Annotated in this window: 17 protein-coding genes; 9 read left to right on the forward strand and 8 right to left on the reverse strand. The window is 40.5% G+C overall.

The features are described 5' to 3' along the window. The first annotated feature begins 75 nt into the window (after window positions 1-75). The 3 genes from udp (at window position 76) to CWC18_RS12315 (ending at window position 3,455) form a co-directional block, all read left to right on the forward strand. Window positions 76-828, forward strand: a complete 753-nt coding sequence (udp, locus tag CWC18_RS12305) for a uridine phosphorylase (protein ID WP_138590300.1) — start codon at window positions 76-78, stop codon at window positions 826-828. A gap of 137 nt (window positions 829-965) precedes the next feature. Continuing rightward, entirely contained in the window at window positions 966-2,789 is a 1,824-nt protein-coding gene (locus tag CWC18_RS12310; RefSeq protein ID WP_138675362.1) for an IS1 family transposase, read from the forward strand. A gap of 27 nt (window positions 2,790-2,816) precedes the next feature. Beyond that, window positions 2,817-3,455, forward strand: coding sequence for a hypothetical protein (locus CWC18_RS12315; protein WP_138675363.1), 639 nt, complete (start codon window positions 2,817-2,819; stop codon window positions 3,453-3,455). Between the two features lie 168 nt (window positions 3,456-3,623). On the opposite strand, the gene cdd is transcribed toward CWC18_RS12315, so the two are convergent. From cdd to ppc, 3 genes are all read right to left on the reverse strand, one after another. Then, window positions 3,624-4,484, reverse strand: coding sequence for a cytidine deaminase (cdd, locus tag CWC18_RS12320; protein WP_138675364.1), 861 nt, complete (start codon window positions 4,482-4,484; stop codon window positions 3,624-3,626). Window positions 4,485-4,528: 44 nt separating this feature from the next. Further along, window positions 4,529-4,897: a hypothetical protein gene (locus CWC18_RS12325; protein ID WP_138590296.1), complete on the reverse strand. Its 369-nt coding sequence runs from the start codon at window positions 4,895-4,897 to the stop codon at window positions 4,529-4,531. Between the two features lie 235 nt (window positions 4,898-5,132). Beyond that, window positions 5,133-7,766 (reverse strand): phosphoenolpyruvate carboxylase, encoded by a 2,634-nt coding sequence (gene ppc / locus CWC18_RS12330; protein ID WP_138590294.1) that lies wholly within the window; start codon window positions 7,764-7,766, stop codon window positions 5,133-5,135. Window positions 7,767-7,885: 119 nt separating this feature from the next. Here ppc and CWC18_RS12335 point away from each other — a divergent pair, with 119 nt between their 5' ends. The 4 genes from CWC18_RS12335 (at window position 7,886) to CWC18_RS12350 (ending at window position 10,645) form a co-directional block, all read left to right on the forward strand. Further along, window positions 7,886-8,266 carry a thiol-disulfide oxidoreductase DCC family protein gene (locus tag CWC18_RS12335; protein ID WP_138590292.1) on the forward strand — a complete coding sequence of 127 codons (381 nt, stop codon included), beginning with the start codon at window positions 7,886-7,888 and terminating at the stop codon, window positions 8,264-8,266. Continuing rightward, the gene (locus tag CWC18_RS12340) at window positions 8,263-8,988 is read left to right on the forward strand and encodes an SDR family NAD(P)-dependent oxidoreductase (RefSeq protein ID WP_138675365.1); all 726 of its coding nucleotides are present in this window, start codon (window positions 8,263-8,265) and stop codon (window positions 8,986-8,988) included. The genes CWC18_RS12335 and CWC18_RS12340 overlap by 4 nt, the downstream gene beginning before the upstream one ends. A 47-nt stretch (window positions 8,989-9,035) precedes the next feature. Next, window positions 9,036-9,692 carry a flavin reductase family protein gene (locus CWC18_RS12345; RefSeq protein ID WP_138590288.1) on the forward strand — a complete coding sequence of 219 codons (657 nt, stop codon included), beginning with the start codon at window positions 9,036-9,038 and terminating at the stop codon, window positions 9,690-9,692. Between the two features lie 209 nt (window positions 9,693-9,901). Next, the gene (locus CWC18_RS12350) at window positions 9,902-10,645 is read left to right on the forward strand and encodes a tetratricopeptide repeat protein (RefSeq protein WP_138590286.1); all 744 of its coding nucleotides are present in this window, start codon (window positions 9,902-9,904) and stop codon (window positions 10,643-10,645) included. 79 nt (window positions 10,646-10,724) lie between these two features. On the opposite strand, the gene CWC18_RS12355 is transcribed toward CWC18_RS12350, so the two are convergent. From CWC18_RS12355 to CWC18_RS12370, 4 genes are all read right to left on the reverse strand, one after another. Further along, window positions 10,725-12,149, reverse strand: coding sequence for an aldehyde dehydrogenase family protein (locus CWC18_RS12355; RefSeq protein ID WP_138675366.1), 1,425 nt, complete (start codon window positions 12,147-12,149; stop codon window positions 10,725-10,727). 137 nt (window positions 12,150-12,286) lie between these two features. Further along, entirely contained in the window at window positions 12,287-13,747 is a 1,461-nt protein-coding gene (locus CWC18_RS12360; protein ID WP_138675379.1) for an SLC13 family permease, read from the reverse strand. Between the two features lie 136 nt (window positions 13,748-13,883). Further along, the gene (locus CWC18_RS12365) at window positions 13,884-15,740 is read right to left on the reverse strand and encodes a M28 family metallopeptidase (protein WP_138675367.1); all 1,857 of its coding nucleotides are present in this window, start codon (window positions 15,738-15,740) and stop codon (window positions 13,884-13,886) included. A 64-nt stretch (window positions 15,741-15,804) separates the two neighbouring features. Beyond that, on the reverse strand, window positions 15,805-17,997 hold the full coding sequence (locus tag CWC18_RS12370) for a M4 family metallopeptidase (protein WP_138590280.1): 2,193 nt from the start codon (window positions 17,995-17,997) through the stop codon (window positions 15,805-15,807). Between the two features lie 655 nt (window positions 17,998-18,652). Between CWC18_RS12370 and CWC18_RS21040 the strand changes: the two genes are divergently transcribed. Together CWC18_RS21040 and CWC18_RS12375 are read left to right on the forward strand one after the other, a co-directional pair. Then, the gene (locus CWC18_RS21040; protein ID WP_171041100.1) at window positions 18,653-18,799 is read left to right on the forward strand and encodes a hypothetical protein; all 147 of its coding nucleotides are present in this window, start codon (window positions 18,653-18,655) and stop codon (window positions 18,797-18,799) included. A 333-nt stretch (window positions 18,800-19,132) separates the two neighbouring features. After that, complete coding sequence (locus CWC18_RS12375) at window positions 19,133-19,936, forward strand: alpha/beta hydrolase (protein ID WP_138675368.1); 804 nt, start codon at window positions 19,133-19,135, stop codon at window positions 19,934-19,936. Between the two features lie 421 nt (window positions 19,937-20,357). On the opposite strand, the gene CWC18_RS12380 is transcribed toward CWC18_RS12375, so the two are convergent. Further along, window positions 20,358-21,482, reverse strand: a complete 1,125-nt coding sequence (locus tag CWC18_RS12380; protein ID WP_138675369.1) for a DUF1513 domain-containing protein — start codon at window positions 21,480-21,482, stop codon at window positions 20,358-20,360. Window position 21,483 lies beyond the last annotated feature (1 nt).

A 21,483-nucleotide genomic window follows, 5' to 3' on the forward strand; every position in this document is an offset into this window, starting at 1 on the left:
ATATTCGGACATCTGTCCTGTACTTTTTACTCATAAGTATTAAGTATTACGCTTTATATAAAAATAAGGTTTACTATGGACAAGGTATTTCATTTAGGACTCGATAAAACTGCGCTTGACGGTGCAACTTTAGCAATAGTCCCGGGCGATCCAGAGCGCGCTAAACGCATCGCAGAAAAAATGGAGTCATCTAAATGTCTTGCGCAGACACGTGAATTTCATGTTTATTCAGCAAAGCTAAAAGATAAAACAGTCATTGTTTGCTCCACTGGAATTGGCGGGCCATCCACCTCCATCGCCGTCGAAGAACTCGCTCAGCTAGGAATAACAACATTTTTACGCATTGGAACCACAGGCGCTATCCAGCCCCATATAAATGAAGGTGACTTATTAGTAAGCACAGCATCAGTGCGACTTGACGGCGCTAGTCAGCATTTTGCGCCGTTAAGTTACCCTGCGGTCTCTGACTTTCACTGCACACAAGCAATGGTTAACGCCTGTGAATCTTTAAGTGTGACGCACCATGTAGGTATTACGGCTTCGAGTGATACCTTCTACCCTGGCCAAGAAAGATATGACACTTATTCTGGTTATGTTTCAAAAGATTTCCAAGGTACTTGTGAGCAATGGCAAAAATTGAATGTCATGAACTATGAAATGGAATCTGCAACCCTCTTTACCATGTGTGCTGCATTAGGGCTTAAAGCAGCCTGCGTTGCCGGTGTATTGGTCAACCGTACGCGCCAAGAGATCCCGAACGTAGATCACGGTGAAATTGAGAAAAAAGCAGTCTCTGTTGTGATAAAAGCGGCAGAAAGCCTGCTATAAAAAGCCAAACTTGATGTCAGGGTAATTTAAAAAAGGGCCATGCGGGCAAGCTGATACGGATACGTGTCCCTAAAAGCTAGCTTTAAGCAAAAGAAGTGCTATATTACTGTATATTCAGTCAGTGTAGCACTTTTTTTATGAGCAAAAAATCTTGCCAGCCAAGACCCTCTCGGATACCAGCAGAGCATAAAGGAATTCAGGTAAATTGTTGTAAGTTTACTAGATGCAGCAGCTTTGGTCTGACACCAGAGAAAGCTCGTCAGACCGATTTGTACCAAGAATATAATAAAGATAAATTAAACCGTCAAGTGCGTGAGTCAGACCCATACTACATGCTTACTGGCACCTCTATCTTATGTAGAGAATGTGATTCTTTAAACGCTCTCTCTAAAGAAAAAAATCAAGTTTATTATTCCCTTAAGAGTAATATTGCTGCTTCAGAAGAATTTGAACGAATTAGTTCTTATCTTCAGCGCCCCGGCACAATCTGCACTAGAGAAACTTGTCCCTCTCATGAAACCGGGATATATAACATCAAAAAGAAGGGTTACACAGGCAAAGGAACTCCTCGGTTCATGTGTAATGTTTGTGGTAAAACTTTTACTGGCAAGCCAATAGACAGACCGCACGAGAAAACTGAAATCAACAAGCAATTCTTTAAGCTTCTTGTAGCCAAAGCTCCCTTAAGGGTACTCGAATTTACCTTTGATATGAGTATGGGAGCGATCTATCGTAGAATTGACTTTATTCATCGCCAGTGCCTAGCATTTGTTGCAGATCGTGAAAGGAAACTCTTTGAATCAATGTCATTTGATAGGCTTTACTTATGTACTGATAGGATAGTAACTAAGAGTAATTGGACTAACAGGAAAAATAAAAAGAATTGTGAGTTCTATGGGATTGGCACAGCCGATTTATCTACTGATTATATATTTGCTTTCAATTTCAATTACGACCCTGATATGACCCCAGCCGAGGTGCAACAAGAAGCTTTAGATATCGAGGATGATAAGCAGCCTGTTTACAAACGGAAATTTGCTAGGGTGTGGTTAAAAGTCGATTTTGAAAAGTCAAAGAGAGAACGAGCCAATAGAGAAAAGAAGCTATCAGGCTCACAAGAGGAACTTATCAAGAATAAATCGAATGAGATTTACGAGGAAGCTATGCTTTCCTCCGAGAATCTTGAGAAAAACACTGACTTGCCAGTGCAAGGTATGGAAGTTCACAACGAATATACCATGATTGCTCATTTCTATTTAATCCGTAAGCTAACACAGAATGCCGAAGCTACACGTTTTTATATGGACTTGGATATGGGTATGAAAACTTGGTTTTTAGCTGCTTTTAAAGAGGAAATCCTCGAAGGCCGCTGCGATGGTTTTCTAGTTAGCATGGATAAAGAAATGACGGTAGACAATAAGCGTATCGCTGTTGAAAAGGCCAAAGACGCTATTGAAAAATTCAGTGGCTTGCCATATAGCTCATTGAGCCATCAACAAAGACACAGGGTGATCAACGATATGATTATCCAGAGCATTAATAACCCTTTTATGCCAGAAGGTTCAAAAGAAAAATGGATTGTTAATCCAACACCCTTTATGGGAGAGCCAAACAAAAAGATCTCTGCGTTTACCAATATAGAAAGATTTGACAGTGAACATCAGGCAAACCTATATCGTAAAGGCTCTCTACACGCCATAGACAGGTTTTTTCAAAAACTTAGGCGCAGAGTTAACATATTTGAAAGACCGTTCCAGTCAGGCACTAATCAAGGCCGAACATGGAATGGGTATAGCCCCTATAACCCCGCTCTATATCAAAAAATGGCTGATATTTACCGTGTTTTTTACAACTACTGCGATACGTCAAAAAAATATAAGAAAACACCAGCTATGCGTTTAGGGCTAGCAAAGGGGCCTGTAGATATTGAAAAAATTATCTATTTCAATAAGTATGGTTAACAACTGATTTTTGCGTCAATAGCCACTATGGATATGTTAAAAAGGAATAGGAAAATTAAAATTATTGTCAAAGCGTGCCTGACCTGCATTCTAACTGCACTATCAATTAAAGCGTATACCTCAGAAATTGTTAAGATTGAGTTGGGCGATGAAATATATTCGATCCCTAAAAATTACTTGTCTCCAAATGAAGGCTTACGAAATGCACAAGTTGCAAATGGCATGGTCGAAATCGGTATGTTTCTTCCTGATTATTCAGGGTACTCAGGTAATCGAAATTTACCAACAGTAGGGCCGTATGACGAAAATCAAATTAGTGCTTTTTGGACAAGCAAAGGAACAGGAAAGAGACTTGATGCACAGTATCGACTAGATAATGGTCTGAAGTACAATTTAGTAAAAAGAAGCGAAGAAGATGACATCTTAGGATTAGTGGCTTATCGACATAGCCATAACAAAGGTATCAGCTACATTGGGAGAAACACTTTTGGTTATTTAGTTGAGATAGATTGTTTTGAAAAAGTAATTAACCAATTGTGTAAAGCCCAGTACTACGATGAGAAAGAAGATATTGGCTTATTTTTTTCTTTTGATCATAAACACCTAAGTCAATGGACAGATATTAACAAAGTCCTAATAACAAAGATGCTTCAATGGAAAGCTTAAAATCTTGTAATTATTTTATACAAATTGAAAGTGTGTTGTAAATTTACAGAAAAAGCCCATTCGATTTTGAATGGGCTTTTGTGTTTATAGCTTAGCTAAGATTCGCAAGGGACACATATCCGTATCAGCTTGCCATGCGGGCCCTTTTTTATTATTAAAGCTATTTATTCACTTCACCAATACGTGTTGCAACACGCAATCGCTGCAATAGCTTTCTAATACAGCAGCAGCCACCGCTTTTTGGTTATGACCATTTGCAGTCTCCACGAGGGTGATCGAAGTCAATTCAACACAGTTTAGCGTCAGCCCTGCCAGTGCCAATTGACTCAATGCACTCTGCATTGGAGATAAACTGGGATTATATGCGGCATTTTCCGCATAACGTCCATAAAAACAGCCATGAGAGGCCGTTTTAATTTCAACGGCAGCAGGATTATGTGAATACGGGGCATAAGCAAGCATAAACTGTTGTGCCAATTGGTGACTAATTTGCTCAGGAAATGCTATGTCCTCGTGAGTCTTCAGTGCCAATAAACAAAACTCATTTCCTAAATCTTTTGGACCGAACGAATGAGGTAGCAATGACTGCAGGTCGGTCTCTAGCGCAGGAAGTACAATCTTTAACGTATCAGCACCTGCAATTTCATTCATAAACTGCCTACAATGACCACATGGTGGCGCCGTAATCGCAATCACAGACACTGATTGCGCACCATTGATCCATGCGTTATTAATTGCAGCTTGTTCGGCATGGACAGTTAGGCTCAGAGCTTGGTGTGAAAACTCCAGGTTTGCGCCACAATAGGCATTTCCAGTGGTTTTATCATAAGCAATAGCACCCACATTAAACTGTGAGATTGGCGCTTGAGAAAAAGAAGTTGCCACAGGTAACAGAGCCTGTAGTAATGTACTTATGTCGCACTGTAATGTGTTGAGTAACGGTGTAAGAACCGATTTAGGAATAAGCCCTTTGGACTGTTTCGCTTGCTCTGTTAAGTTTTTTATTTGAAGCGGAGTTAATACTGCCATTATTTATTCATAGTTAACCAATGGCAGCATAGTTTAAGCAGTAATTAGTTATTACACAACCATTGCTTTGCAGATTTAAAACATTCGAAGTTTTCTGCATTCACATTAAAACGTTTGGCTTTTTGTAAAAATAAATCATGCATATACCCTTCAAACCCAACAACGCGTGCAATGCTTAAGTCTCTTAAGTAGTGTGCAATCTTAGGCATGATATTTACAATATCAATCGCTGCAAATCGGTGCTCTAAATTACTCACATCAACCAAAACCTTAGAGCTATTATGAGTTTTCGCGTATCCATTTGCTATTTGATAAACATCAACCACATCCTGTGCGCTCGCTGTGCCTCTCAGCGTCATCATCACCAACGATGTTGTTTCATCATAGGTAATACTTGTAGAAAGTGTGGACATCGGACCTCAATATACAATAGTTTGCATACCTGCTTTTAATAAGCATTATGCTTTAAAAATAGACTACTGGTTTAACCAGAGGGGAATTCTTCTGGAAATGACAAGCGATGTCAATAAATTTAATATTAAAAAACTAAACAAAAATAAAAAACCAATCCTTTTAGATTGGTTTTTATACTATTTAAGAACGCAATGTTAATAAATGCATTATTAATTGCGTTTTATAACCTACCTACTAACCTGTATTTCGCATACCCGCCGCAATACCTGTCATGGTGATCATCAGTGCATTGTCAATTACTTCACTGTGATTAGTACGTGAGCGCTTCAGTAGTTCTACCTGTAATACATTGAGTGGATCTGTGTATGGATTGCGTAACGCAATCGACTCTTTTATCCAAGGTTGTGCTGATAACAATGTTGATTTAGGTGCAAGCCGCTCTACCTGTTTTTTTACTTCAGCCAACTCACTGCGTAACTGCTGCCCCAATCCGTGGTACTGCGCTGTGACTAAGCCTTGCTCGTAGTGCTCACTAAGCCAGCTATCGGCTTTGCAAAACACCATTTCTAGCATTTCTAATCGAGTTCTAAAAAAAGGCCACTGTTCACTCATTTTAAGTAATTCAGCTTCGCCAAACTGCTCTAATGCGCCACAGAGGCCTTGTAATGCTCCCAACCAAGCAGGTAGCATGAGTCGATTCTGCGTCCAAGCAAATATCCAAGGGATCGCTCGCAAGCTCTCAACTCCACCATGCGGGTTACGTTTAGCTGGCCTTGATCCTAAAGGTAACTTAGCCAGCTCTACCTCGGGTGTGGCCATTCTAAAATAAGGCACGAATTGCGGATTTTCTCGAACAACCGAACGATAATGCTGACAAGAATGATTAGAAATAGTATCCATTACCGCACGCCAATGCGGCTCAGGTTCAGGAGGCGGTAATAAATTGCTTTCAATAATTGCCGAGCTATATAGCGCAAAACTTTGTATAGCCACTTGCGGTAAACCGAACTTGAAGCGGATCATTTCTCCCTGCTCTGTAACCCGTAAGCCATTTTTCAATGAACCAGGCGGTTGTGAACGAAGCGCTTGGGCAGCTGGTGCTCCGCCGCGACCAATCGTTCCACCTCGGCCATGAAATAAAATGAGTTCAATGTCTTGGCTTTCACATAAACCAATTAATTTTTCCATTGCACTGTACTGCGCCCAACCAGCGGCCATCATTCCCGCATCTTTTGCCGAGTCGGAATACCCAATCATGACATATTGTTTACGATTAATTTGCTGCCTATACCAAGAGTGACTAAATAGTTCAGTCATCACTTGCGAACCGCTATTTAAGTCATTTAACGTTTCAAACAATGGTGCTACAGGTAGTTTGAATCCACAACCGGCTTCTTGCAACAATAGCTCTACTGCAAGCACATCAGATGCTGAACGCGCCATTGAAATAATATAAATGCCCAGTGATTGCGAGTCTTGCTCTGCTATCACATTAAAAGTATCTAAGACTTCTTTTACATTCGCGGTTGGCTGCCAGTGTTTTGGAATAAGTGGCCTGCGAGAATTTAACTCAGCAAGTAAAAAAGCTTGTTTGTCTTGTTCACTCCAATCTCCATATACGCCAAGCCCTAAATACCCCGTCAATTCACTCAATACCTCAGTATGACGCGCTGAGTCTTGTCTGATATCTAATTTACATAAGTTCACACCAAAACACGCTAGACGCCTCAGTACATCGAGTAGTAAACCATCGGCAACCACTTTCATATCACACGCCACTAACGAGCGGTAGATTAGCTCTAACGGAGTTTTCAGCTGCGTTACATCACGGATACTATCTCGATATTTACTCGGTTGCTGTTTAATTTTATTTTCAAGCGCATGAATAGTATTCGTTATATCTGCTTTTAACCCTTTTAATACATACCGATACGGCTCAGCTTGGTTATTAGCAACCTTTAGCAATTCATTGCTCGCTTGATGCATAGACAACTCTGCGCTGAGAGTGTCTAAGTCTCTTCGATACAAATCTAACGCCATCCAGCGGCCATGATCTAACACAGTTTGTGTGACGCTTGCCGTAACAAAAGGGTTACCGTCACGATCTCCGCCCATCCAAGAAGTAAAACTGACAGGCGAAAATGAATCGGGCAACTCAAGTGATAGTGCATCCTTTGTATGAGTATGAAACTGACGAATAAAGTCAGGTACAGCTTGCCACAAACTATTCTCGATCACTGCAAATCCCCACTTAGCTTCATCAAGTGGTGTCGGTCTTTTTTGACGAATATCACTGGTGTGCCAAGCCTGACAAATCAACTGCTCAATTCTATTTTTTATATATTCTTGTTGCTGGCTATCTAAGCCTTTTAACTCCATAGCGGCCAGACAGTCACTTAGCTCTACATGTTTATTAATAATGGTCCGGCGCGTGACTTCTGTTGGATGTGCCGTTAGTACCAAATCCATCTTTAATTTTCCAATGGTTTCAGCTACTTCATTAAGGTTTAACGCCCCTTGCTCTATTTCGTCAGCAAGCGTCATAAATGTATTAGTTAAAGGCTGGATCACTCCATCAGGCGCGCCGCTTTTTGAGATTGTATGAAATTGATCCGCAACGTTTGCCAAATTTAAGAAGTGGTTAAATGAACGCGCAACAGGGAGTAATTCATCGTCTTTTAACGCGTGTAGTGTCGCAATTAGCTTGCTCCTATCTTGCTCACTACCAGCACGCGACGATTTGGCTAATTGCCTTATTTTCTCTACTTTATCTAACATAGCAGGGCCTTGTGCCTGCTTTATCGTTTTACCGAGTAGTTCTCCCAACATACTTACGTTGGCACGAAGTGTTTGATATTGTTCAGTCATCATACGTCCTTTGTCTAGATTTTACGCTATTTACTATACAGAGATTAATACTGAATAACAGCGATCTAATCTGCGTCTTATGACGTATTGATACACACAAAAATGACAAAAGGTAGGCAATGAAAATTTTTTATGACGGTCAGTGTCCATTATGCGCAAAAGAAATGACTAGCCTAAAACATCACGATACCGACAACAAAATCCATTTTATTGATGTTCATTCGAGCGCATTTGAACAGGATCATCCTAGCATCAATAAACAGCGTGCATTACAAATACTGCATGGACTAGATAATGATAACAATTTGCTCCTAGGTCTAGACGTTACTTACTGTGCTTGGCAAACTGTAAACAAGCATAAGTGGTTAATTATACTTAGAAAGCAGCCAATAAAGTGGTTTGCAGACAAGGCTTATCTATTCTTTGCCAAACACCGAATGAAAATTTCAGGGCTATTAATGCCTAACCAATGTGATAAATCAGGGTGTAAGTTAAAATGACAACACAAAACCATTTTGTCATCGGCGCGTCTGCGGCGATTGCACAGAGCTTTATAGACAGACTACACCATCAAGATCCGAGCTCGCATGTCTATACTATTAGCCAACAAAACATAGAAGCGCATCACCATAACCGGACGCATATAGTGAGTGAATACAATGAAGACAGTATTGCTCATACGGTGGAGATGTTAAAAACCCCATTACAGCATGCCGCCACCATCACTATTTTTAACGGGCAATTACACAACCAAGAATTTACACCAGAAAAGCGCTTAGAAGATATTTCTGAGAGTTATTTTGACTGGATTTTCAAAGCAAATACCCTAACACCGATACTTTGGCTTAAAATGTTAGCACCACACTTGAGTAAGATCCGTCATCCATGTGTTGTCACCTCTCTAAGTGCGCGAGTTGCGAGTATCAATGAAAATGAGCTTGGCGGCTGGTACTGCTACCGCGCGTCAAAAGCCGCACTCAACATGATGTTTAAAACAGCCTCGATTGAATATAAGCGCAGGGCTAAAACTACCAAACTGGTACTGTTTCATCCGGGCACGACAGATAGCCCACTATCCAAACCTTTTCAAAAAAATGTCCCACAGGGGAAATTATTTACCCCTGAGTTTGTGGCCGAACGACTTTACGACCTAATACAAACACGTGTGATTGATGGCCAGCTAGACTATATTGATTGGCAAGGTCAAACAATAAGTTGGTAAAGAAATAGACACCTCACACTTTCGCATAACCATACAGAGAGATCTCCATGTACTTTTGTAAAGATGATATTGTTCAGTTAGAGCAACGATATCGAACTCAACTCATTAACTCACTATCAGGATTTAAAAGTGCCAACCTTATTGGCACAACCGATAAAGCAGGAAATGAAAACCTTGCTATTGTAAGTTCTGTTTTTCATTTAGGTGCTCACCCTCCTCTAATGGGTATGATAATGCGCCCTCACTCTGTACCTCGTCATACGCTAGAGAACATATTCGAGACTGAGGTTTACACTATAAATCATGTTAGCGAAGATATTTTCATTAGCGCACATCAAACATCAGCAAGGTACGATAAAACGCATTCTGAGTTTGACGCCGTTAAGCTCAGCCCACAATACCTTAAAGACTTCAAAGCGCCGTTCGTATCACAAAGTAAAGTGAAAATCGGGCTGGCATTACGTTCTTCGCAAACCCTAGAAATAAACAACACTGAATTAGTCATTGGTGAGGTGGTTGAATTACATGTAGAAGATACTGCTATTAGCCAAGATGGCTTCATTGACATTGAAAGCTTAGGCACTGTAGCGTTATCAGGGCTCGATAGCTATCATCAAACGCGTAAGCTTGGTCGATTAAAGTATGCAAAAACCTCCGAAGTCCCTCAGTTTTTGGACCCTTTAAACCCAAAACCATTCGATTAAACTCATTTACCAACTGTGTTGACGACCTCATTAATCGTTCGTCAACATCACCAGAAAAGGCTATCCACAGCTTTTGCTAAACTTATTAGCATGTTAAACATTCAAACACCTTACTGCGTCACCACAATGAATGTATTACTTGCCAGTATGTATTGTATTTCCATATCAGTCATTTACACTGTAGGAACAAGTAGCTTTGGAGCATCATTATGTGGCATAAAAAAATTAAACCTATTATGTTAGCCGCGTTACTAGGCTTTGCGGGGAGTTCATCAGCTGGCCTTGAACAAGGTATTGAAGCCGCTAACTCAGGTCAATTTGAGGTAGCACTGAAAGAGTTTCGTTACCTTGCTGATATGAATTACGCACCGGGTATTTATCAGCTTGCAAAAATGTATCAGGGTGGATATGGCGTAACTAAGAACTTAACAAAGGCCGCCTCATTATTCCAAGACGCCATCAAGCTTGGTAGTGCCGATGCCATGTTCTCTCTCGCTGTTATGTATGATGATGGCAAAGGTGTAAAGCAGGATAAAAATAAAGCCATTGATCTATTTGAACGCGCAGCAAATAAAAACCTCGCTGCTGCACAATTTAACTTAGGTGTCATGTATGCCAATGGTGATGGTGTGATCCAAAGCTATCATAGAGCAATGGACTGGTACGAAAAAGCCGCGGCAAATAACTATACACTCGCCCAGTTCAACCTTGCCTTGATGTATTACCAAGGGCTAGGCACTGACAAAAATATTGAAAAATCGTATATTTGGAACTTAATCGCTGAATACAATGGTAATAATGATGCGAGTAAAAGCCGAGATTTAGACGAACAACAGATGTCTCCGTCACAAGTTGAGGTAGCTACCGACATAGCTAATGATATTTATAATCGTATCCAACAAGGGACGTATGCCCCAGAAGTCCGTCCTAAAAAACGCTCCTACACATTCTAATTTAGAGAGACTATAGAAATGATATACTCGTTTTTATAGTCTCTGCTCAACGCAATTATCTCATGGAAATGAAGTCAGATCACTTCAAAAATAGTGCTTTTAATGGGTCTAATAGTAACTTCGACTGTTTAAGTAACAGCGACGTTCGCACCCTGGCAACTTTATCGCTCGCTAACACACTTTTACCATGGCTAAACGTAAGAAAACCCTCTTTACCATGATATTGGCCCATGCCCGAGTGGCCAACCCCACCAAACGGACTGTCTTCAATTGTTACTTGCAAAATCGTTTCATTTATCGCCAATGTGCCTGTACGCAATGATTGACTTACTTTATCCTGCAATGTTTTGCTTTGTGTAAATAAATAACTTGCCAATGGTCTCTGTGATAGCTCAACGTATTGGAGCGCAAATTCTACGCTTTCAACTTCTATAATTGGTAAGACTGGTCCGAATATTTCATTTTGCAGTGCGATCATATCTTGCGTTGGATTGGTAATTAAGTACAGCCCCATCCTAAATGGTGCTTTTTCATTTACAACTGTACTCTCACCATGTTGAATGTCTGGCCAAACAACAGCGCCTTTTTCCTGCGCATCATGCAAAGTTTCATGCAAACGCGCATACTGTTTTTCACTAATAATACTCGACAATTTCTTGTCATCTTTGCCATGTGGATAATGTGAAGTGTAAAGCTTTTTCAAGGCGTCAATAAGCACAGTTTTATTCTTTTTTGTCACCAAAACGTAATCGGGTGCTACACAAATCTGGCCTGCATTCGTTAATTTCCCCAATAAAATGCTTTTGGCACAATGTTCAATATTCGCATCGTCAGCAACAATCACCGGCGACTTGCCACCAAGTTCCAATGTTACAGGGACTAAATTCGTTGCAGCTGATTGCATGACCTTTCGACCAATATCAGTTGCCCCAGTAAAAAACAAATGGTCAAATGTTAAGCTTGAAAATTCAGCCGCAATCGTATGATCACCTTCAACAACAACACAATGCTCTTTTATATCAGCCAAAAGCATTTTAACTTCTTGATTTACGTGTGGCGTAAACTCACTGAGCTTTAGCATCACACGATTACCTGCACTCAGTGCGGTAAATACTGGTAATAATGCCAACTGTATTGGATAGTTCCACGGTGCAATGATCCCAACAACGCCCTTAGGGACCTGTTGCACCCAAACTTTGGAAGGCCACATTGCAATACCAGAATGGCGTTTATCTGGACGCAACCACGTTGCTAGATGCTTTATCTGATATTTAAGCCCATTGATGGTTGGTAAAATATCACCAATTTGCGAATCGAAATCAGTACGGCCGTTAAAGTCTTTGTCGGCAGCCACCACAAATGCTTGCTGTGATTCCACCAATCGTGTCAACAAGTGATTCAGTAATTCAAGTCTACCGTCTAAAGAGGGAAAAGGTTGCCCTAAATAAGACGACTTTAATGTTAATAGCTGTTGATTAAGAGATGAGATATTTTCTGCTTGCACTTGAAATAAACCACACTAGTAAGGTATGTCTCAACTATATCGAAGCCTGAATCGATACGCAAAACTTAACTTTTAAATAACATCAATATTAAACATTGGCTTTCTAAAGCCTTGTAACGTATCTATATTGGTTTCACCTAGGCATAAAATCCGAATAGAGCCGACCCTACCGTCATTGTCAGTAGTGTGATCAACAAGATAGCCAACACATTCATAGCGAAGCCTGCTTTGATCATTTCCTTGATTTTAATCTCCCCAGAGCCAAAAACAATGGCATTTGGTGGTGTCGCCACTGGCATCATAAACGCACAACTTGCAGCAATTGCTGCTGGCAATACCCACATTAAAGGCGTACCGGTCACTTGCTCAGCGACAGGTCCCAATAAAGGTAAAAACCCCGCCGCCGTCGCGGTATTGCTGGTCATTTCAGTCAAGAAGCAGATCAGCGCAGCAACGATAAGAACCCCAACTACAATGGGCATCACCGATGCGCCCGCCAATGAATTCGCAATGTATATGGCCAAACCTGACGACTTTATCTGCGCAGCTAGAGTCAAACCACCTCCAAATAGCAATAGAATACCCCAAGGTAATTGATTTGCAGACTGCCAATCTAATACACGTTCGTCACTGTGTTTTTTGGCTGGCAATATAAAAAGCAACAGAGCTGCAATCATGGCGATACCCGTGTCGGTTATATTCAACCCTGTTATTTTCGCTAGGTACGGCCTTAAAATCCAACTAGTCGCAGCGAAGATAAATACGAATAAAACATTTTTCTCCGCCAACGTCATACGGCCAAGCTCTGATAATTGACTTTTAAATAAAGCAGTCAAATTGGTACTTTCACCTGTATTGCCCGAGAGCTTAAACGCAAAGCGCGTTAACCAAACCCAGCACAATACTATCATAAGGATACTAAATGGAACGGCAAAAGCCATCCACTGTGCAAAGCCTATCTTTATCTGATAACTCTCCCACAAATATGCCACCATTAGCGCATTAGGTGCAGTGCCAATAATAGTACCAATTCCTCCTAAACTCGCACTGTATGCAATAGCCAGTAGTAATGCTTTACCATAATTATCATCGCTATTATTGGTTTCTTTTAAAACATGGATCACTGACAATGCAATAGGCAACATCATTAAGGTCGTTGCTGTGTTGTTGATCCACATCGATAAAAAACCGCTCACAAGCATCATTGCTAAAATTTGCAACGTCGGGCTATTACCACTTTTGAGCATAGTATGCAGTGCGATTCGCTTGTGTAAATGCCATCTTTCCATCGCGATAGAAATTAAAAAACCACCCAAAAATAGAAAGATTAACGGATGTGCATATAGACTAGCAGCAGACTTTATATCGTTAATGCCAACCAACGGCACGGCGATAAGGGGCACTAAAGAGGTTGCAGGGATCGGCACAACCTCACTGATCCACCAAATGGCCAACCATAAAGCTAACCCTGCGGTGCGCCATGCATTAACTTCCATACCCGTTGGCGCATGCGTTACGCATGTTAAAAGGAATAAGCTCGGTCCAAGTAACATTAATAGTAAATTTAATTTATTTTTATTCTTCGTGTTCACGGTCATCATATCTTAAATAAATTTATAGAATCGTATCAACTAATTGAGGACAGAGTATGAAGTAGCGAAGTGAATAGCTCAAGTGAGGAATATGTTACATACCTCATGAGTAACAGGGTCACTGATGAGGTATGTTAAGATTTTAGTTAGCCAATATCTTTAATGTCACTCCATTGGCATTACTATAACCTTTTAGGCCAATAAACCACTGACCTGCCGCTGGCGCATCAAAAGTACAGGTTTCTTGATTACCATTTTTATAAGGCCTGCAATCATGTACGGTATCTGATACATCAGTACTATGCTTCACGTAAAGGTCTGCATCGCCTGTCCCACCAGACAACGACACTGTTAAATTTTGATATCCAGACGCTAATGTTTCATTAAAACGTAACCAGCCACCTCGGGCAACCGTCAAACTATTTTCGGTCCGCTCAATAGGTTCAGGAGCCCCTGTTTGTATTTGATAGCGCCCAGTTAAACTCACATCACTTATCGCATTCCAAGCTTCGACCATAACATGATAAGTGCCTACTTGAAGCGGGGTAATCGCGCATGATTCAACACTATTTGAATTTGTGCTTTTACAGTCATAAGATTGTAGTGTGGGTTTAGTACCAAATTTAACATATAAATCAGCGTCACCTGTGCCCCCTGCAGTGGTAAATTGCAGGTTAGTACTATTTAAAGGTACATTTAACGAATAAAACAACTGTTGTTTAGCCGCACCATTAATACCCGTTTTAGCAACCCCGTTTTCTAATACATTATCAACCGGGGGCGGATCAATAGTGCCTGCAGACTTAGCAAGTTCAGCTAAATAAATAACTGCCAGTTTGGCAAATTTACTTGCGTGATCAGCGTCAAATTCGGTGTCATTAATAGTATGGATCTTACGGTTTATATCTGCCATTCTCGATTCAAATGGCATGGAGGCGGCATACCCTTGTTGATACCATGAAGCATGATCTGAGCATCCATAGCCACATTGATCAAAACCATAAGATACCGCGGGTAAATAGGCATCAATAAGTTGACCTAAAAATTGGTTCTGACCATTATTTGTATAATCTGTCATCATCACAATGTCATCGGTACTACCATGGCGCCCTGTCATATCAAACTGTGCCATACCAACAACATTTTTACCTTGTGATTTATAGGACTCTGCAATTGCTTTCGACCCTCTAAGGCCTACTTCTTCGGCAGCAAAACCCATAACTTTGATCGTGCGCTTGGGCTTAAAATCACTCGCGACAACGGCTCTAAGTGCCTCAGTCAATACAGCGATACCCGATGCATTATCATCAGCCCCCGGCGCTCGCCCACCACTTGCATTCGCGCTATTAATAGAGTCAAGGTGCCCGCCAATAACAACTATCTCATCGGCTTTTTCATTACCTGGGATAGTTACTATAACTGAGGATTGTGCCCAGCTATGCGTAAAGTACTCGACACTGATGTCATTACGAGACTGTACGATTTGTTGCCAATGATTTTTCAACCATTCAGAAGCATCTACGCCAGTTTGTTGGGTGTAATAGCGATTATGAAAAGCAGACATCGTATTGACCGTGTTATTTAAGTTGCTGACCGTTATTTGACTTAATAAGCTGTTGGCCATATCTGGGTTATCAATACTGTAATTAACCGCAAAAGGCTGGATTTCTTTATTATCTACTGCGACTAATTGTGCTAAATAGGCGTTAGCTTCCATCAATGAGTCATGTGCGACAAACCCACCACAACGATGATAATTATCATGCATAAACTCACTCAATTCATTTACCTGACTTGCAGCGATATTTAACATGTGAGCCTGTTGATGGCTGCTCAGTTTTGAATGTATCTGTTCACCTACTAGGGTATTTTTTAACTGGTAGTGTTGTACCGCATCTGCGCCAATCGTTACCCAAATACGCTCATCTAACATGTCAGACGCAGCTAAGCTAAACGGTAAGGTACCTAAAATAATCGCCAACTTTACATGATGTTTCATAATAGAGTCCATTGTTTGTGAAACAAAAAAGGGAGCGTTATGCTCCCTTACTTATTGATTTTGATTAGTTTGCTTTAATTTTCAACGTGACACCACTTGCCGCATTATAACCACGAAGATCTATGTGCCAAGTGCCCGCTTGAGGGTTGGAAATGGTACACGTCTCAGAGTTACCATTTTTATATGGACGACAGTCGTAAGAAGACGTCGTCGACTCAGAACCAAAGTTTACATAAAGATCAGCATCACCCGTCCCACCGGATATACTAATATCTAAAGATGAGTAGCCCGCACCTAAATCTTGAGTGAAGCGCGCCCATCCGTTACGAGACATACTCACATTGCTTTCAGTTCGATCAATCGGTTGTGTAGATCCGCCCCCTGTAGAATAACTACCTGTTAAAGAAACACCAGAAATTGCATTCCATGCTTCCACCATTACATAATAGGCACCCGCTTGCGCAGATGGAATTGCACAACTTTCCGTGCTGTTTGAATTAGTACTCTTACAATCAGATACCGACAGCGATGGACGAGAACCAAATTTAACATATAAGTCTGCATCACCCGAGGTACCGGTTGTTTCAAACTTAAGATTAGACGCTCCTGCCGGCACGTTTAAAACGAAAAATTGTTGTGCCTTAGCAGCGCCGCTAATGCCAGTTCGTGCAACACCGTTGCTGATCTCTTCGTCGTCAACCGGTGGCTCTATAGTTCCACATGAACTACCAGCACTTAGGTTTGATATAACACCTACCGCCGCAAGTGCTGCTTTTACATCATCGGGGTTATAATTTAAATCACATGCAGCGTCCATTACACCGTTGCCAGCTAAGTCCCAATTTGTACTTGCCGTCCAGTATTGTTGATTGGCTTTAGCCATGACTTTAAATGCCTTTTGCGTGTCCCATCCCGCAGTTGTCGCTAAATTGTAGAATGCCTTATTAAACACTCCCGAACTGTGATGTACATCCATACCAGAGGTGTAACTAGATTGCTGATCAATTGAACGGCCATCTTGAGTGGGGTTATTCATATAACGAAGCGCTCCGGTTCCTTTGAATATTTCTTGGCCTACTAACCAATCATTTGAGCCCTTCATATAAAACTCAGCGGCTTCACCGGCCATATCAGAGAAAGCTTCATTTAAGCCACCCGATTTGCCACTATAGATTAACCCTGAGTTTTGCTCAGTGAAACCATGACTCACTTCGTGAGCCGATACATCCAAGCTCACTAATGGATAAAACGTGTTTTGACCATCACCGAAAGTCATCGCACTGCCATCCCAAAATGCATTTTCATAATTATTACTATAGTGAACACGCATTTTTAACTGGAAGCTCAAGGGGGCTGTGCCAATCCAGTCGTTGTACATGTTAAAAACAACATTGCCAAAATAGTGGGCATCATTAAGTGGTGAGAAAGCGCCATTTATTTCTTTCACTGTATTTTCAGGACATGTAAAGCTATGAGCTGAACTGCCACTGGTACCATGGTTCAAGTTTATCGTTTTAACATTGGTATTAGTCATTGAACAGGTGTTACCTGATTGAGCTACATCAAGATGACCAAAATCAGTACCGTATACATATTTTCCTGTTTTTGCATTCCCGCCGGGGCCGGTTGCATTTGCATGTTGCAAGTTATCAAAGCTATGGATCATTTCACCAGTATGCGCATCAATAATATGGTACGGGCGAGAAGGCGTTTTACCATAAGTAACATAGCTCACCTCATAGGCTAGTCGAGCCATTGAGTGCTCATCCAGAAAAATCACTAAACGGGACGATTTATTATGCTGTATTAACTGCTCTGATGTGCCTAATTGTATTTTATGTTGCTGCAGAGACTTTTTCTGCGCCACCGCTTGAGATAATGTTGGCTTCACTGTTTTAATGTCACTTGCCACATCGTAAACAGCCGCGCCATGTGCACGTAACACTTGTCCATGCTTATCAAACGTCAGTATCGCATGGTCGCCAATCACTGGAACGCCCTGATACACTTGCTGGTAACGACGCGTCATTTCACCATTTTTCCCTGCGAACTCTTTCACAATGAGTAAATCATTTCCTGCTCCTAGCCCCACAACTTGTGTTGCTGTTGCAGATAATAACGTAGCAGCATTGGAAACCAGTATTTTATTCATATTACCTTGGTTATTTAAATACTGTTTATTTGCTGCACTAGCTGCACCCGCATAGCCTAATGCTAACGCAGTAACAGTCGCTAAAGTGACCTGTGATATTTTCACGTTTACGCTCCAAAATGTTGTTTAGTTTTATCAGCCATCTATTTTGGCTTTTTATAAGTTGAAATTAGCAACAGTTGTCCTTGTTGCTTAACCCAGCGTAGCCAGCATTAAAAATAAATAAACCTAAATTTAACATTTAAAACATATTTTATTTACCTAAAAATAAAACTATATACATCAAAAAAATAGATTAACCCTTCTTTACTCTTAGCGCTAAAACGTACAGTACTTGTAAACAAAATAATACAATAGGCATAAAAATTCAGCTCATAAAAAATACAAAGTGCAAGATTTGATATGTTATAACAACTCAAACCTATGATAAATATGGTGTTTATAATTAAGTTGTGACTTTTTTCAATTGGCAGATCGTCCAAATTTCATGCTATCAGTGACAACACATAGCAAACTTATGTCGGTCTAAGATAGATAATTCAAAAGTATCAGCTATATCAAATAAGTGTTGTATTTAGCATGATCTTTGCGCTAATTGGCTTTTCTTAAACACTTGGCGACTAGAAGCGACAGAGACAAATAACAATATTCGAGTAGCTTGTTTCGAAACACTTAAAGAACTTTCAGCATTAGAGTAAATTAACTTTGCCACTTATTACGACCAAAACACGCTTGAAGGCAACCTAAGAAAAGGCTGGATATGAGTCGGATTGGTCAGACACTTTATTACATTCACTCCCCCAGTATTAAAAACAATACCAAAGCGCTCGAGCAAGTTTGGAGCAATAACTGGCAGTTGCTCTTTGATGATCAAGAAGCAGTTAATAAAATCAGGGAATATAGATAAGGTACGAATAGAAATTAAGAGGGTACTGACCGCGCTTAATTAAAGACGTACTGTAGAGTACCACCCACATAAATAATTAAGAGCATCGTTCCTATATTGCTTGGTTTTCGTCTAGACAATCCCCCCCCTTTTTCTATAAAGTGTTGTTATTCGTCGCCGTTCTACTCGACAAATAGTTTATACATAATCACTCTGTGCTTATGTATAAACTCATTCAGGTATTTAGCTAGGTTCAATATTCGTGCCTAGCCTGCCCCCTGAAGAAATCTAAGACTTGTCAAATAACCAACATAAATAAGCGATTAGCCTCAACAATTACAAGGACTTAAAGTTATGATAAATATAATAATTATCTTATTTACACTGTTATATACCAGTGTAACTTATGCAGCTGTTTCTGCTGACGTATTAAATATTTCCTCAAAACGACTTGCGGAAGACCGAAAAGTAGTGGTGAAGTTACCTGTTGATTATCAAAAAAATAATAATAAAACATACCCTGTGGTCTATGTCCTAGATGGTGAAACAGAATTAGACTTGACTTCAAGTTTGTTGCATAGAATGTACTTAGCGAATGAGGCTCCTCAACATATTGTCATTGGTATATATAACACCGACAGGCTGAGAGATCTTGCTCCCACAGTGAATCATGATCCTAGAGGTCCTGTAGGCCAAGGAGGCGGTGCAGATAAGTTTTTAGATTTTCTTGAAATGGAACTTGTACCACACATAAATCAACAGTATCGGGTATCACAAGACAAAGCGATTATAGGCTCATCAATCGGTGGCCTCTTTGTTTTACATAGCCTTCAATCACGCCCTCATTTATTTCAGGCCCATTTAGCATTCAGCCCAGCGGTTTGGTGGGGCGCAAGAAAAACACTAAAGCAGTTCAAACACTTTGTGCAGCATACTCCAGACTTAAATAATTTTTTGTATACGAGCATAGGTAATGAGGGAGGAGAAATGCGTGAAGTTTATGACTCATTAAAGCCCACAATAGAAAAGCATTTACCTAAGCAACTATCATTCCACTCAGCCGTTTTTCCAGACGTGCCCCACGGACTGGTCTTACCCGCAAGCTTATTAGATGGATTAACAGCACTAATCGCATATAATAAAGGTAAACAGAGATAATTGTCTGAGTGACTTTGCATACTAAAGCACGTGATACCAGGCAATGCTCCCCAATCAACTCATAAATAGAATATGACTTGATAGAACATAGATCTCGATTTAGTGTCTATCGAATACCAAAACTTACTAAGTGGCAAGCATGTCACTTAGTAAGATGTAGAAAGTATTAATGAGAAAGCATGAAGGCTGGATTTAACGATTGTTCATAAACTTATAAATGAGCTCTAAAGTCAACGCCGGTTTCTCTCGAAATATCCAAATAGTTGTCTTTAAGATATTTGCTCACCGTTATCGACGTCTGATACATACGTTCAAATAACAAACAAATAGAAAAAGAATTATTCATAATAATATAGCGAGTCGAATAGGGTGATAATATAGAATACATTAAGCGACTAACTATAACACCCGTTCGCATATTTTATACTATATTTATCATGTGGTTATCCCACTTAAGTCGATGCTTCTGTAAACTCACTTTTCTCTGTCCTTGCCGTACAAGTTCACCTCGTCCTGTACTCCCCACAAATAGACCATTACTACTGGCGATACCAGCGCAATCTCGCTGTTTTGTGACTTCAAGTAAGCTATCTGTTTGAGTATCCCAATAGGTAATCACTCCGCCTCTTGGCGACGTAACGGCAAGTCGATTATTCACAGGATCTATGGCCAGACTTGCCGTGTATTGATTAAACATGCGCCATATATTTAATTCTGTTTTGAACGCTTCGAGTTCAGGGTCGTCGTGTAACGTATGTGAAAAGATAAGTGGCTGAGTATGGTGTTTTTCCCCCTGATATTGGCATCCAACATAGACTTTATTATCATTAGATACGCATAAGTGACGTGTACTTAGCTGATTGTTCGGTGGAGAAAAGGATCCTATTAATTTACCCGACGTGGCTTCTAGGTAACTGATGTTTGGTTTCATTGATTCAATATTTAGTTTGGTCCTTGGACTTGCAGGATGAGTATGGATCCCGCCATTGGCAACTACTATTATTTTACCTTGATTCATCAATGCCAGTTGATGGGGTCCTACTCCTCCACTTAAAAATTCAGCTTCAATTGCATAGTTAGTCGTGTTACGAACCACCACCACTCCCTCATATGCTTTATAACTATTGTCAAAACGATTCTCAGTGGTATATAACAAGTCACCTCCCTCACTCAAGACACCATGCCCATAAAAATGCTGCTCGGCAGAAGATAGGATCTGTTTTTTTATTGCACCGGCATTAATATCAATAACGTATAATTTGTTACCTGGTCGCCGTGAAAATGCAAAAAGCGTTTTATGTTTACGACAATAAGTTAAGTCATGTGCTCGCGCTTGTATTTTAACTCGACCAAGCATATTACCATTGTGGTCAAACCATCCTACAAAATGCTTTCCTGACAGGTCGGTGAATGCACTTGCAAATTGTGATGTTTGCGAAAGTGCACAACCACTCATTAGTACAGTAGCCGAAGCCACTGCACCAATTGCGAGCATATTTTTGCAGAACTTACGCCTACTATTAAACTGTATTGTATTGACTGCCAAG

Source organism: Pseudoalteromonas aurantia, from assembly GCF_005886875.1.
Classification (GTDB): Bacteria; Pseudomonadota; Gammaproteobacteria; order Enterobacterales; family Alteromonadaceae; genus Pseudoalteromonas; species Pseudoalteromonas aurantia_A.